This window comes from Micromonospora sp. NPDC050795 (assembly GCF_044456785.1).
GTDB lineage: Bacteria > Actinomycetota > Actinomycetes > Mycobacteriales > Micromonosporaceae > Micromonospora.
The window spans coordinates 12,111-25,146 of record NZ_JBITGE010000026.1; the positions used below are offsets into that span (position 1 = coordinate 12,111).

Annotated in this window: 13 protein-coding genes; 4 read left to right on the top strand and 9 right to left on the bottom strand. The window is 73.8% G+C overall.

Annotated features, from left to right (window positions below):
• Window positions 1-34: 34 nt before the first annotated feature.
• The 5 genes from ACIBEF_RS22155 to ACIBEF_RS22175 all read right to left on the bottom strand — a co-directional run bounded on the left by ACIBEF_RS22155 (window position 35) and on the right by ACIBEF_RS22175 (window position 5,271).
• Entirely contained in the window at window positions 35-697 is a 663-nt protein-coding gene (locus tag ACIBEF_RS22155) for a hypothetical protein (protein ID WP_396795079.1), read from the bottom strand.
• The gene (locus ACIBEF_RS22160; RefSeq protein WP_396795080.1) at window positions 694-3,369 is read right to left on the bottom strand and encodes an FtsK/SpoIIIE domain-containing protein; all 2,676 of its coding nucleotides are present in this window, start codon (window positions 3,367-3,369) and stop codon (window positions 694-696) included. Before ACIBEF_RS22160 ends, ACIBEF_RS22155 begins: the two co-directional genes overlap by 4 nt.
• Complete coding sequence (locus ACIBEF_RS22165; protein WP_396795081.1) at window positions 3,362-4,459, bottom strand: hypothetical protein; 1,098 nt, start codon at window positions 4,457-4,459, stop codon at window positions 3,362-3,364. Before ACIBEF_RS22165 ends, ACIBEF_RS22160 begins: the two co-directional genes overlap by 8 nt.
• Window positions 4,460-4,465: 6 nt before the next feature.
• Window positions 4,466-4,726: a hypothetical protein gene (locus ACIBEF_RS22170; protein WP_030332749.1), complete on the bottom strand. Its 261-nt coding sequence runs from the start codon at window positions 4,724-4,726 to the stop codon at window positions 4,466-4,468.
• 152 nt (window positions 4,727-4,878) lie between these two features.
• Complete coding sequence (locus ACIBEF_RS22175; protein WP_124770817.1) at window positions 4,879-5,271, bottom strand: hypothetical protein; 393 nt, start codon at window positions 5,269-5,271, stop codon at window positions 4,879-4,881.
• Between the two features lie 140 nt (window positions 5,272-5,411).
• Here ACIBEF_RS22175 and ACIBEF_RS22180 point away from each other — a divergent pair, with 140 nt between their 5' ends.
• Both ACIBEF_RS22180 and ACIBEF_RS22185 read left to right on the top strand, forming a co-directional pair.
• Entirely contained in the window at window positions 5,412-7,970 is a 2,559-nt protein-coding gene (locus ACIBEF_RS22180; RefSeq protein ID WP_396795082.1) for an ATP-dependent Clp protease ATP-binding subunit, read from the top strand.
• 209 nt (window positions 7,971-8,179) lie between these two features.
• On the top strand, window positions 8,180-8,530 hold the full coding sequence (locus tag ACIBEF_RS22185; RefSeq protein WP_141909299.1) for a DUF3140 domain-containing protein: 351 nt from the start codon (window positions 8,180-8,182) through the stop codon (window positions 8,528-8,530).
• Window positions 8,531-8,587: 57 nt separating this feature from the next.
• Here the strand turns inward: ACIBEF_RS22185 and ACIBEF_RS22190 are convergent, their stop codons facing one another.
• The 3 genes from ACIBEF_RS22190 to ACIBEF_RS22200 form a co-directional block, all read right to left on the bottom strand.
• Window positions 8,588-8,833 carry a hypothetical protein gene (locus tag ACIBEF_RS22190; protein ID WP_210818733.1) on the bottom strand — a complete coding sequence of 82 codons (246 nt, stop codon included), beginning with the start codon at window positions 8,831-8,833 and terminating at the stop codon, window positions 8,588-8,590.
• 60 nt (window positions 8,834-8,893) lie between these two features.
• On the bottom strand, window positions 8,894-9,874 hold the full coding sequence (locus ACIBEF_RS22195; RefSeq protein ID WP_396795083.1) for a LysR family transcriptional regulator: 981 nt from the start codon (window positions 9,872-9,874) through the stop codon (window positions 8,894-8,896).
• An 83-nt stretch (window positions 9,875-9,957) separates the two neighbouring features.
• Entirely contained in the window at window positions 9,958-10,569 is a 612-nt protein-coding gene (locus tag ACIBEF_RS22200; RefSeq protein ID WP_396795084.1) for a hemerythrin domain-containing protein, read from the bottom strand.
• 147 nt (window positions 10,570-10,716) lie between these two features.
• Between ACIBEF_RS22200 and ACIBEF_RS22205 the strand changes: the two genes are divergently transcribed.
• Together ACIBEF_RS22205 and ACIBEF_RS22210 are read left to right on the top strand one after the other, a co-directional pair.
• A complete protein-coding gene (locus ACIBEF_RS22205) occupies window positions 10,717-12,045 on the top strand; it encodes a M20/M25/M40 family metallo-hydrolase (RefSeq protein ID WP_396795085.1) in 1,329 nt (442 codons plus the stop codon).
• A 58-nt stretch (window positions 12,046-12,103) separates the two neighbouring features.
• On the top strand, window positions 12,104-12,766 hold the full coding sequence (locus ACIBEF_RS22210; RefSeq protein WP_091408864.1) for a hypothetical protein: 663 nt from the start codon (window positions 12,104-12,106) through the stop codon (window positions 12,764-12,766).
• Window positions 12,767-12,817: 51 nt separating this feature from the next.
• Here the strand turns inward: ACIBEF_RS22210 and ACIBEF_RS22215 are convergent, their stop codons facing one another.
• Window positions 12,818-13,009 carry a DUF5703 family protein gene (locus ACIBEF_RS22215; RefSeq protein ID WP_013734349.1) on the bottom strand — a complete coding sequence of 64 codons (192 nt, stop codon included), beginning with the start codon at window positions 13,007-13,009 and terminating at the stop codon, window positions 12,818-12,820.
• Window positions 13,010-13,036 lie beyond the last annotated feature (27 nt).

The window sequence follows — 13,036 nt, forward strand, 5'->3', positions numbered from 1 at the left end:
TGTTGACTGCGGCCATCCGGGGGCCTTCGTCGGATCAGCGGCCGAGGGCCAGCAGCAGCCCGGTGGCGACCACCCCCGCACCGAGGACCACTGTGATCGGCCGGGGGCCGAGCACCGCGTGCCGGCGGTCGGCCAGCACCCGCGCCGGCACCAGACCGACCAGCGGCCCGAGCAGGGTCACCACCAGCGCCAGCACCGGCAACCCGACCGCGAGGTCTCCGCCGTACCCGATGCCGAGCGCGCGGGCGCCGGCCCCCAGCGCGTACGCCAGCACGGCGCCGGCCACCCCGCAGAGCGCCAGCAGCGGGTTGACCGAGCCCGGCAGCTCGCCCGGCTGACCGGCCCGGTCGAGCAGGTCACGGGCCTTGGCGAGCAGCACCACCGGGTCGCTGGCCCCGACGCCGTTCGCCGGGGCGGGCGGGCCACCGAGACGGCGGGCACCGAGGCGCGAACGGACCTGCTGCCACAGGTGGGTCACCTCGGCGCCGACCCGTTCCTGCTGCTCACGGGCAGCGACCAACTCCTCCTCGGCGCTCTGGAGCTGGTCGGCCGCCTCGGCGACGGCCCGCTCGGCGGCAACGCACTGCCGCTCGTGCCAGGTGTGCGCCTCGGCGCGCTGCTCGCGTACCCGCGCGCTGAGGTCGGCCAGCCGCCGTAGCTGCGCCGCGTACGTCTCGCTGGTCACCGGTTCGTTCATCGTGTCGGTCCATACGGGATGATCACCTGTCCGGTGCGGTGCACCGCCCGGTCGAAGAAGAGCCCCCGCCAGGGGCGGGGATACCAGTCCGGGCCGCCGGTGCCCGGGTAGAGCGACGAGCCGAGCTCGCCGCCGTGCGCGTCCAGGGCCACCCAGGCGCCGATCTGGTCGGTGCGGGCGGCCGGCCCACCGAGATCGGCGCGCATCCGGGCCACACCCCGCCACCAGGCCAGCACGTGCGTGCGTCGTTCCGGCCCGTCGTGCATGATGCGACGCAGCTGCTCCAGGCCGGTCCGCCGGCCCACGCGGGCGGCCAACGCGCCCGCTGCCGCGTCGACGGCGAACAGCAGCAGGTAGTGCGGAGTTCCCGGGCCGCTGAGCGCGTCGGCCGTCTCGGCCATCAGCTCCCCGACGGTCTCCTCGTCGTACCAGGCGGCGTCGTCGGCCAGGTCGTCGTAGAGGGCGCGGGCGATCGGGTCGGCGTCCGGGTCGAGGCAGGCGATGGAGAACCGGGCGGTGCCCGGCGGGTGCTGACGGGCCAGCGACCGGGCCGCCGCGTCGAGCACCGCGCACGCCTCGTCGACGCGGGTGCCGAGCACCGCGAGGTTGCGGCCCGGGGCGCGCGGCAGCCGTAGCGACGCCGAGCGGGACTGCACGTCGATGATCTCGCCGAGCAGGGCCACCGGGTTGCGCGGCGCGGTTCCGTCCGGCGGTACGGCGAGCGCCCGGAAGTCCGGGGCGTCCGCCAGCCGGGGGATCGCGTCGCCGTCGAAGAGCCGGGCCGGCGCCGCGTCGGGGGCGCGCATCCGCCACAGCCGGTGTTGCAACCCGCTCCAGGTCTCCCAGTCGCTGGCTGCCGGGATGCGGGCCACCTCGTTGCCCTCCACCATGCCCGACTCGGCGTTGACCACCGCGTGCCAGCGCGGCAGCGACTGCGCCGCGTCGTTGCGCTCGGCGAGGATGCGCAGCGCCTTGGGCAACGCGATGCGCAGGGCGAACTGGGCGACCAGCGCGGGGCGGCCCCACAGCGCCTCGATGCCCCGCACGTCCTGCGAGGCCAGGACGAGGTGGATGCCCTGGGAGCGGCCGCGGCGGGCCAGGTCCTCCAACAGGTCGGCCGCCTCCCGGGCGACCACGTCCCGGCCGGCCAGCAACATCTGGAACTCGTCCACCACGGCGACGATGCGTGGCCAGTGCCCGGTCGGGTCGACCGCCCGCAGCTCGGCCAGCTTGGTCACCTCGTGTTTCTTGGCCGCGTCGGCGCGTCGGCGCAGCTCCTCGGCGAGGAAGCGCAGCAGCGCCAGCCCGAATTCCCGGTCGGTGTTGACGTTGATGCCGACCAGCCGCATGTGCGGCAGCCAACTCGGGTCACGCCGGCCCTGCGCGAACCGCGCGAAGGAGACCCCTTCCTTGAAGTCCAGCAGGTAGAACTCCAGCTCGGCGGGGGAGTAGCGGGCGGCGAGGGCGCCGATCCACGCGAAGATCAGGTTGGTCTTGCCGGTACCGGACGGCCCGCCGATCAGCGCGTGCGGTGGGTAGTCGCCGAGCGTCAACCGCACCGGCCGGCCCTGTGGGCCCTCACCGATCGGCGCGGTCAGCCCGTCGGCGGAGTCCTCCCGCCACATCAGCTCGGGCGGGGGCAGCAGGTCGGTGAAGGGAGTCGGCGGCGGGCCCGCGTTCACCCGGGCGGCGACGTCCCGGCAGGTCTCGGTGACCAGCGCCGCCGGTGGCGGTGGGTCCAGCCGGACCGGCAGCCCGGCCGAGCCGCCGATCCGCGCGCCGGACACGCCGGCCACCACCCGGGTCACCGTCGGATCCTCTGGCAACGGCACACCGTGCACCACCAGGTGTACGCCGCAGGCGGCGCCGGCCCGCACCACGCGGTCCAGTTGCCCGCGCTCGTGCCGGTTCAGCTCCTCCCCGCCGAGCAGCACCGCCACCCGCCACGGCTCGGGTCGTCGGCCGGTCGCCGCCGCCAGTTCGCGCAGCGACGCGTACTCACCGGCGAGGACCGTCTCGTTGATTCGGCGGATCTGCTCCACCAGGTCGTCCAGCAGCGGGCCCAGCCCGCCCGGGCCGACGAAGGTGAGCAGTCCCGCCGTGCCCAACGGGGCGAACCCGGCCAGGCCGCCGCCGAGCTGGTCCGGGTCGTACCCGACCAGTCGTACCACCCCGGGGTCGGCACGGCCGACGGCCCGCAGCAGCAACGCGGACACCACCGCGTCGCAGCCGGCGCGGTCGTCCCCGGAGAGGTGCACGTGCCCGGCGTCGAGCAACGGCACCAGCGCGGGCACCGGGTCGACGCCGTCGATCCGGACCGTGCCGACCCGCAGCGCGCCGGGCGGTTCGGCCCGGCGGGCGGGCGTCGGCGTCCACCCGGCCCAGTCGGCCCCCGCGCAGCCGGGCGCCTCCTGCCGGGCGGCGTCGGCGGCCCGCCGGGCCAGCTCCGCGATCCGGGTGGAGTAGCGGGCGTCGATCTCGGCGATGCGGCGGTCCCGTTGGGCGCCCACCCGTTCCGGTACGGCAGCCGCGGCCCGCTGGACCCGGGCCAGTCGTTCCCGCCCGGCGGTCAGGTCGGCCTGGGCGGCGGACAGTCGGGTGCGGGTGGCGCCCAACGCCTCGGCGAGGGTGTCGCGGACCCGGCTGGCCAGTTGACCGCGCCGGTCAGCCATCGGAGCCCCGACGCGTCGGCGCGTCCCGCCAGGGGCTGCCCGAGCGTGGGGGCGGCCCAGCGGGGCGTGGCGGCGGCGCATCCGAGCGCTGCGGCAGGCCACCGGAGCGCTGCACCGCACCGCCGACGCGGGGAACCGCGCCCGCCGATCGCCCGGTCCCGCCCGGCTGCTGCGTGCCCGCCGGTTGCCCGGCCCGCGCCGCCTGCCCGGCGTCGCCTCGCTGCCCCGTACCCGCCGGTTCTTTCGCGCCGCCGGCCGGCAGGTCCCGGCCGAGGCGGGCGAGCAGCAGCCCGGTCGCCACCCCGGCGGTCACCGCGGAGTCGGCGGCGTGCGGTGGTTCCCCCGAGGCGCGCGGCGGCGGCATCCGGCACACCCGGGTCAGCAACGTCTCCAGCACCGGCGGCGGCAACCCGGGCAGCAGGTCGCGCACGCGTCCGTCCAACTCGCCGCGCAGCCGCCCGAGGTCGGCGGCGCGAGGTGGGTGTCCGAGCAACTCGCCGGCCAGTTCACGCAGCAGCGGCGGCGCCAGCGCCGCCATGCCCAGCCCCACGTCGGCCGGGGCTCGGCGCAGCTCCTTGCGGAGCCGGTCCCGGTCGCCGGAGCGGACACCACCCACCACTCGGCGCAGCAACTCCTGGGAGTCGTCCACCCGCTCGTCGGGCTCGTCGTCGGTGCCCTCGCGCCCGCCGGTCAGCTCGGCCACCCGCACCGACCACCAGCGGCGCATTCGCACCTGCTCGGCCGGCTCCGGCGCGACCGCGGCGGGCCCGGACACCGGTGGCGTGTCGTGTCGGGGAGCGCGTTGCTGCTCAGGGCGGGGCGCCGGGGCGCCGTCCGCGCCGAGCCCGATCGCCGTCAGGTACGCCGACAGCTGTTCCTGGGCCACCCGCAGCGCGTAGCCGGCGCTCTCGGCGTGCTCGGTGGCGGCGGAGAGCTCGGGCACACCCATCGGGTTGGCCGACTCCTGTCGTACCCAGCGCAGCCGCTCCGCGGCCAGGCCGAACTTCTCCAGCGCCTGCCCGAGCAGCGCGACCGGGAACTCCTCGGTGGCGGCACGGACCTGCCCGCCGACATCCTCGATGATGGACACGACGGCCTACAGGGTGGAGACGTAGAGCTGCGCCTGCTCCACCGCGACAAGTGTCGCGGCGAGACACTCCTCCAACTCCTGGCTGGCCTGGGTCAGCGACGCCTGGGCCGCCTCCACCGTCTCGTGCCCGCTGCCCTCCAGTGCCCCGGCCAGGGTCTGTTGTGCCTCGGAGAGTTTCTCGCCGGCTGCCTGCACGGCTGTCTGCCCGTCTCCGATCTGTTGGAGGGCGACATCGATGGCAGCTTTCAGCTCGGCGACGCTCGCCACGGCGGAACCTCCTGGGGGCGGGGAGATCTCCATTAGAGCCTATCGCCGGTTCCGAAAGAACATCCGCCCTGTCGGTGTTCCTGCCCGCCTGTCCGGAAGGCCCTCGGAAGTGCCGGGAGTCCGATCTGTGGGAGTCCCAGTGCGAGAACTTCTCAGTTGCTGGTCGGGTTCTCGCGGAGCCAGCGCGGGCCGTACACCTCGGCGCCCAGCGCCGTCACCCGGCCACGCAACTCCCGGTCGGCGGTGACCACCAGCCGCCGACGCCGCGGCGCGCCTTCCACCAGCTCGACCACCGTGTCGTCCCCGGAGCCGGCGGCGGAGACCACCCGCACACCCTCGGTGCCCGGCACGTCCCGCGCGGCCCCCTCGACCACCAGGACCACCTCCACCGGGGCGGTCAGCCGGGCCGGCAACCCGACGGTCGCCACCGGGGCGAGCGAGTCGCGCAACCGGGCAGCGGCCCCGGCACGGTCACGCCACCACCCGTTCGGGCGCGAGCCCACCACGTTGGCGCCATCCACGATCAGCAGCGGGGTCTCATCCATCCGGTCAGCCTGCCACCACCGCCCGGCCCTGGCCCGACGCCACTCCCAGAATGCCGGTCCTCCGCCACCTGCGGCGTTTGTCGGGGCGCGCGCCGGGTAGCCCCTGCCGACCGTGCCGAGCCCTACCGCGGAGGACAGACATGATGGGACCCGGTGACATCGGCTCCGACCCGTGGGACGAATTCCTGGCCAGGTACTTCGGCCGGGGCGAGGGAGGGCGCCGACCGCCGCACCGGGTCGACATCACCCGACTGATGACGGCCGACGCCCGGGAGATGCTGGCCGACGCGGCCCGGCGGGCCGCGCAACGGCAGAGCAGCGACCTGGACACCGACCACCTGCTCTGGGCGGCGCTGCAACGCGAACCGCTGCGTGACCTGGTACGCCGGGCCGGGGCCGACCCGGACACCCTGCTCAACGCCCTCGGCGGAAAGGGCGACGGCGCGCCACGCGGGGAGGTGCCGCCCAACCTCTCCTTGACCCCCGCCGCCAAGCGGGCGCTGCTCGACGCCCATCAGCTGTCCCGGGCAATGGGCGCCAACTACATCGGCCCCGAGCACATCCTGATGGCGTTGCCGCTCAACCCGGAGTCGCCGGCCGGGCGGATGCTGGCCGCCGGCCGGATCCAACCCGAGTCGTTGCAGGCCGCCAACGCCGAGCGCGGGCCGATGACCGGGCCGAAGCCGGACCGCGGCACCCCCACCCTGGACCAGTACGGGCAGGATCTCACCGACCTGGCCCGCAACGACCAGATCGACCCGGTGATCGGGCGGGCCGACGAGATCGAGCAGGCCGTGGAGATCCTGTCCCGTCGGACCAAGAACAACCCGGTGCTGATCGGCGAGGCGGGCGTCGGCAAGACCGCCATCGTCGAAGGGCTGGCCGAACGGATCTGCGACGGCGACGTACCGCAGACCCTGCTCGGCAAGCGGGTCGTCCAGCTCGACCTGGCCGGTCTGGTCGCCGGCACCCGTTACCGGGGCGACTTCGAGGAACGGCTGAAGAAGGTGATCGACGAGATCCGGGCGCACCGGGACGAGCTGATCATCTTCATGGACGAGATCCACACCCTGGTCGGGGCCGGTGGCGCCGGCAGCGAGGGCGGAATGGACGCGTCGAACATGCTCAAACCCGCCCTCGCCCGCGGCGAGCTGCGGGTGATCGGCGCGACGACGCTGGACGAGTACCGCAAGAGCATCGAGAAGGACGCCGCCCTGGCCCGGCGCTTCCAGCCGGTGCTGGTGCCCGAGCCCAGCGTCGACGACACCATCGCCATCCTGCGCGGGCTGCGCGACCGGTACGAGGCCCACCACCAGGTGCGCTTCACCGACGAGGCGCTGGTCTCGGCCGCCGAGCTGTCCGACCGGTACGTCGCCGACCGGTTCCTGCCGGACAAGGCGATCGACCTCATCGACCAGGCCGGCGCCCGGGTGCGGCTGCGGACCCGCACCCCCGCGTCCGACGTGCGCGAGCTGGAGCAGGAACTCGACGAGGTACGCCGGGACAAGGAACAGGCCGTCACCGACGAGCAGTACGAGCGGGCCTCCGCACTGCGCGACCGGATCTCCGAGCTGGAGGAGGACATCCGACGCGCCAACGGCGAGGACGGCTCGTCCGGATCCCAGGTGCCCGAGGTGGGCCCCAAGGAGATCGCCGAGGTGGTCTCCCGGGCCACCGGCATCCCGGTCAGCCAGCTCACCGAGGAGGAACGCGACCGGCTGCTGCGCCTGGAGGGTCACCTGCACCAGAAGGTGGTCGGTCAGGACGACGCGGTCACCGCGGTCGCCGAGGCGGTGCGCCGCTCCCGGGCCGGGCTGGCCGACCCGGAGCGCCCGATGGGCAGCTTCCTGTTCCTCGGCCCGACCGGTGTCGGCAAGACCGAGTTGGCGCGGGCCCTGGCCGAGGCGTTGTTCGGCGAGGCGGACCGGATGGTCCGGGTGGACATGAGCGAGTTCCAGGAGCGGCACACGGTCAGTCGTCTCGTCGGCGCGCCGCCCGGATACGTCGGCTACGAGGAGGCCGGTCAGCTCACCGAGGCGGTGCGTCGCCGCCCGTACGCGGTGGTGCTGCTCGACGAGATCGAAAAGGCCCACCCGGACGTCTTCAACATCCTGCTCCAGGTGCTCGACGACGGGCGGCTCACCGACAGTCAGGGCCGCACGGTGAACTTCAAGAACACCGTCCTGATCATGACGAGCAACCTCGGCTCCGAGCTGATCACCGGCGCCCAGCGCTCGGTCGGCTTCGGCACCGGGGACGTGGGCAGCGAGCAGGAGAGCAACGAGCTGCGTGAGCGCCTCATGCGCCGCCTGCAGGAGAACTTCCGCCCGGAGTTCCTCAACCGCATCGACGAGGTCATCATCTTCCGCCGGCTCGAGGCCGAGCAGCTACGCGACATCACCGCGCTGCTGCTGGAGGAGACCCGCCGCCGGATGCACGCCCAGGACCTCCAGGTGGAGTTCACCACCGCCGGCATCGACTGGCTCGCCGAGCACGGCTACCAGCCGGAGTTCGGCGCCCGCCCACTGCGCCGGGTGATCCAGCGGGAGGTGGACAACCACCTGTCCCGGATGCTGCTGGAGTCGGCGATCTCGCCGGGGCAGAAGGTCACCGTGGACGTCCGCGACGGGGCGCTCACCTTCGACGTGACAGCGGGCGAGCGGGGGTACACCGCCGCCACGACCACACACCCGCGATGAGCGGGCCGGCGCGAAGGGACGAACACGAGGACCCGCACCAGCCCGCGGAGTCCGCGAAACCCCGGGACGAGGACGACCATCCCGACCCGATCCTGGCGTCGCCCACCGCGAACCCCCGCCGGACGCGGGTGCCCGCGGAGGGCCTGCATCCGAAGACCGACCAGGACGACCCGGAGACGTCCGGGCCGCCGCCTGCGAGAGGAGACCCGATGGTACGCGAAGCGCGGCTCGACCCTGAGGTGGAAGTGCTCTGGGAGGACTTTCACGCCGAGGTCAACGTCCCGTCGGAGCAGCTGCGGACCTGGCTGCTGACCCGGGGTTCGGGGGAGGAGTCGTTCAGCCCGAACCCGAACCTCGACCTGCCCCAGCCCGGCCGGGAGATCCTCAAGGTGCTCAACAAGCGCAAGGTGGACCTCACCCCGGAGGACATCGAGGTGATGCGCGAGGCGGTCGAGCGGATCCGCGAGCTGATGGACGCCAAACCGTCGCGCGGCAACGCCGACGACAACTGGCGGCACTCCCTGCTGGACCTGGGTCACGACCCGCTCGTCGAACGCTGAGCGAGGTTCACCCGCGACGGTGCCGTCCCGAACCCGGGACGGCACCGTCGCGGCGCGCTACTGGCCCTGGTCGGGCTCCAGGCTCGCGATGGTCAGACCCGCCGCGTCGGCGGCGGCGTCCCGGTCGCCCCGGGTCTGGTCCTCCCGGGTGAGCAGATTCGCGTACTCGGTCACGTCGGCCGGGTCGGGCACCGTCGGCAGGCGGCGCAGGAACGCCTCCACCGCACGGGTGGCGGCGGTGTGCGCGGCAGCCGCCTGGCGCAGCAGTTCGCGGTCGTCGGCGGGCGGGTAGAGGTCGGTCATGTCCGCCAGATACCCGGCCCACGGCGGTTCGCACCGCCAGCGGCCGGGAATACCGGCAGCTCAGCCCGGCCGTACCCCGGTGGGGTGCCGGACGCCGAACCCCGGGTTACGGGGCAGCCAGGCCAGGTACGCCGGGTGCGGCGCCAACGAGTCGACGTACGCCGCCTTGGCGGATTCCAGCACGAGCTCCGCGCCCTGGGCGGCGGGGGAGTCCGGATGCCAGCCGAGCAGCAGCCGCCAGCGCAGCGGCGTCCCGGCGAGTTGACGGGTGACCAGACCACTCACCGGACGGAACGTCGCCTGGCACAGGGCCACCGCCACGCCGGCTTCCACCAGGTCGACGCAGCCGCGGATGTCGGTCTCGTACACCTTTCGGGGGGTGAAGCCGGCGCGGGCGCAGGCGGCGGCGAAGCAGTCGGCGAAGCAGCCGTCACCCGGCGCGGCGACCCACTGCTCGTGGCGCAGGTCGGCCAGGCGGACCTCGTCCTGCGCCGCGAGGGGATGGGTCTCCGGCAGCAGCACCAGCACCGGGTCGACGGCCACCTCCTGCCAGCTCAACCCGAACCCGCCCGACGGACTGGCGTCGCCGCACACGCCGGCCAGCGCGAAGTCCAACCGACCGCCGGCCACCAACTGCGCCAACTCGTCCACCGACCAGGACGCGTACGTGGTGATCTGGGCGGGCGGCTGCTCGGCCGCCAACCGGTGCACCAGCCGACCCAGGATCGGGCTGTTCACCCCGCCGAACCGGTAGCACGGCGGCGTGTCGCCCGCCCCGGCCAGGCGGGCGGCCTCGTCCTGCAGCCCCTTCATCGCCGGCAGCAGCACCCGGGCGCGGGCCAGCACCAGCTCACCGAGCGCGGTGGGTCGAGCCCCGCGCCGGTCCCGGTCGAACAGCGGGCCGCCCAGCGTCCGTTCGATGCGTTGGAGCTGGGCGGTGAGCGCCGGCTGGGCCAGGCCGAGCGCCGAGGCCGCCTTCGTCACACTTCCCGTCTCCGCGATCGCGCAGACCACCCGCAGGTGACGCAGCTCCAGGTTCATAGGGTGACGGTAGGACTACGCGTCTGCTGGCGGAATACCCCAAGCGGATCGGTGATAATGAATGCACTGCCGGCGGTCGCCGGTCACCGCTCGCGCGGCGGCTCCGGCAGGTCCGCCAGGTACGTCGGCCGCCGGGTCACCGCGTCGAGGACCTTGTCCACCACACCGACCGCCGGCTCCACGATCCGGTTCCACGGAGGGGTCGCCGGTGTGCCCGGGTGCGGTCGGGTCGGCGCGGCCTCCTCGGCGATCTCCAACCGGTTGCCCAGCCGGATCAGCTCCTCCTCGGTCGCGACCTCGCGCAGCTCGGTGACCAGCGCGCCCACGCCCTCGACATGCCGGCGGACCCGCTCGGCGACCTCGGTCAGCGCCTCCTCCGTCAGCCCCTTCAGGGCGCTCAGCAGGGCCGCGTCGGCGCTGATCTCCGCATCGACCCGCTCGGTGGCCGCCGGCAGCGCCGCGCGGATCGCCGGCAGCAGGTACTGCTCCTCGGCGGACAGGTGCCGCGACAGCGCGGCGGTGAGCACCGCCAACCCCTCCTGCGGCGTGGTGTCCGGGCCGGAGAGCTGGTCCAGCAGCGCCAGCAGTTGCCGGTGCTCCCGGTCGACGATGTCGGCGATGCTACGACCGGCGGGTCGGTAGCCCTCCTCGGGTGCGGGCGCGGGCGGCAGCGGCGGCAGGGGAACAGCGGACATGGTGCCCTCCTCGACTGGCGGGCGGAAGCTCCGGCAGGGACGATCGGTCGTGGGCGGCGGTACCCGAACGCGGCCGACGCGAAACCGACCCGTCGATGCGTCCACCCGCGCCGCCTGTCGAGCTGCCCGGGCTGGTATGAAGAGGCGATGACGAGCGACGCCGCCTCCGCCCTGCCCGACCCCACCGCAGAGGTCGTGGACCTCTGCCGCGACCTGCTGCGCATCGACACCACGAACACCGGTGACAACGACACCAGCGCCGGCGAGCGCCGCGCGGCCGAGTACGTGGCGGAGAAGCTCGCCGAGGTGGGCGTGGAGTCCGTCCTGCACGAGTCCGCGCCGGGCCGGGCGAACGTGGTGGCCCGCATCCCGGGCACCGACCCGAGCCGGGGCGCGCTGCTGGTGCACGGCCACCTGGACGTGGTGCCCGCCGACGCCGACGAGTGGTCGGTGGGCCCGTTCTCCGGCGAGCTGCGCGACGGCTACCTCTGGGGCCGGGGCGCCATCGACATGAAGGACTTCGACGCGATGGTGCTCGCCGTGGTGCGGCACTGGCAGCGCACCGGCGTACGCCCGCCGCGCGACATCGTGCTGGCCTACACCGCCGACGAGGAGGCCGGCGGCGAGTACGGCGCGCACTTCCTGGTGGACAACCACCGGGGCCTCTTCGACGGCTGCACCGAGGCGATCGGCGAGGTCGGCGGCTTCTCCTACTCGGTCAACGACAGCCAGCGGCTCTACCTCATCGAGACCGCCGAGAAGGGCATCGACTGGCTGCGGCTGCACGCCAAGGGCCGCCCCGGGCACGGCTCGATGATGCACGACGACAACGCGGTCACCGCGCTCGCCGAGGCGGTCGCCCGGATCGGCCGGCACCGCTTCCCGGTGGTCGTCACCGACACCGTGCGGGCCTTCCTCACCGAGGTCTCCGACCTGCTCGGCATCGAGCTGGACCCGGACGACCCGGAGACGGCCATCGCCAAGCTCGGCCCCATCGCGAACATCATCGGCGCGACCATCCGCAACACCGCCAACCCGACCCGGTTGAGCGCCGGATACAAGGACAACGTCATCCCCGGCCGGGCCACCGCCACCATCGACTGCCGCAGCCTCCCCGGCCAGTCCGAGCTGCTGGAGCGGCAACTGCGCGAACTGGTCGGCCCGGACATCGCGATCGAGTACATCCAGCGGCAGCCGGCGCTGGAGACCACCTTCGACGGTGACCTGGTCGAGGCCATGTCGGCGGCCCTGCGCGCGGAGGACCCGGGGGCGCGGCCCGTCCCGTACATGCTCTCCGGGGGCACCGACGCCAAGGCGTTCTCGCAGCTCGGCATCCGCTGCTTCGGGTTCGCCCCGCTCCAACTGCCCGCCGACCTGAACTTCTCCGCGTTGTTCCACGGCATCGACGAGCGCGTTCCGGTCGACGGACTACAGTTCGGCGTGCGGGTTCTCGACCGGTTCCTCCGCACCTGCTAGTCGTGTCCGGCGGTGGCCGCCGGCGCGCAACCTCCCCATCGTGAAGGGACTGCCCCACATGACCGACCAGCATGGTGAGCTGGACGCCGCTCTCGAGCGGGTGATCGAAGCGGCCCGCCACCACCTGGCCGCCGTACGCGCCGCGCAGGGCCGCGTCGACGACGACGACGTCTGGCAGGCGTACGTGGCGTTGAACAACGCCTCCTTCGCGTACGACGAGCGGCTGCTCGACGCCTTCGGCGAGGTGACGCCGTGGGATGTCGACTCGATCGACCCGGACGAGGCCGACGAGCGTTTCGGCGGCGGCGAGGGTGCCGAGGCCAGCGACCCGCACCCCCGGGTGATCTCGGTGCGTCAGCGTCGCGACTACCGGGTGCCGAGCGTCGCCGCGCTGCTGCGGGTGGCCGAGGCGGCCCGCCGCGAGGGCACCCCGGAGGACGACGAGCCGGCACCGGTGGAGGGCGTCGGCGAGGCGGTGCTGGAGCTGCTGCAGAGTGGTGACGGCTCGCTCGGCGCGTTGGACGTCCCCGAGTTGGAGCCACTCGACGGGGTGGTCATGGTCAGCGAGGTGGGCACCCCGGTCGACCTGGAGTCGTTCGACGACGACGACGCTGTCGGCCCGTTCCAGCCGGCTGCCGACGACCGGCTGGTCGGTCGGCTCGACGAGCACCCGTTCCTGGAGCTCGACGACGACCACGACCACGCCGGGCACCAGCACTAGGCCGCGTGTCGCCCGGGGCCGACTCCGGCCTCGGGCGACACGGCCCGGTCGTCAGTACGACAGACCCGGCTGCGGCTGGTTGACCCGCCGCCGCCGTAGCACCACCTGCCGCGTGCCGTCCCGGTACAGCCGCACCCGGGCCAACTCCCATCCGGAGAACTCCGCCTGGATCGCCAACTGCGCCGCTGCGGTCAACCGGTCGACGTTCGGCGGCAGCCGCAGTGGCGCGTACTCGTAGTCCATGCCCTCCATGCTGCCCAGCCCAGCGAC

Coding starts and splice junctions, on each gene's coding strand:
- ACIBEF_RS22155 (WP_396795079.1), bottom strand. CDS start 697: ATGAACGAACCGGTGACCAGCGAGACGTACGCGGCGCAGCTACGGCGG.
- ACIBEF_RS22160 (WP_396795080.1), bottom strand. CDS start 3,369: ATGGCTGACCGGCGCGGTCAACTGGCCAGCCGGGTCCGCGACACCCTC.
- ACIBEF_RS22175 (WP_124770817.1), bottom strand. CDS start 5,271: ATGGATGAGACCCCGCTGCTGATCGTGGATGGCGCCAACGTGGTGGGC.
- ACIBEF_RS22180 (WP_396795082.1), top strand. CDS start 5,412: ATGATGGGACCCGGTGACATCGGCTCCGACCCGTGGGACGAATTCCTG.
- ACIBEF_RS22185 (WP_141909299.1), top strand. CDS start 8,180: ATGGTACGCGAAGCGCGGCTCGACCCTGAGGTGGAAGTGCTCTGGGAG.
- ACIBEF_RS22190 (WP_210818733.1), bottom strand. CDS start 8,833: ATGACCGACCTCTACCCGCCCGCCGACGACCGCGAACTGCTGCGCCAG.
- ACIBEF_RS22195 (WP_396795083.1), bottom strand. CDS start 9,874: ATGAACCTGGAGCTGCGTCACCTGCGGGTGGTCTGCGCGATCGCGGAG.
- ACIBEF_RS22200 (WP_396795084.1), bottom strand. CDS start 10,569: ATGTCCGCTGTTCCCCTGCCGCCGCTGCCGCCCGCGCCCGCACCCGAG.
- ACIBEF_RS22205 (WP_396795085.1), top strand. CDS start 10,717: ATGACGAGCGACGCCGCCTCCGCCCTGCCCGACCCCACCGCAGAGGTC.
- ACIBEF_RS22210 (WP_091408864.1), top strand. CDS start 12,104: ATGACCGACCAGCATGGTGAGCTGGACGCCGCTCTCGAGCGGGTGATC.
- ACIBEF_RS22215 (WP_013734349.1), bottom strand. CDS start 13,009: ATGGACTACGAGTACGCGCCACTGCGGCTGCCGCCGAACGTCGACCGG.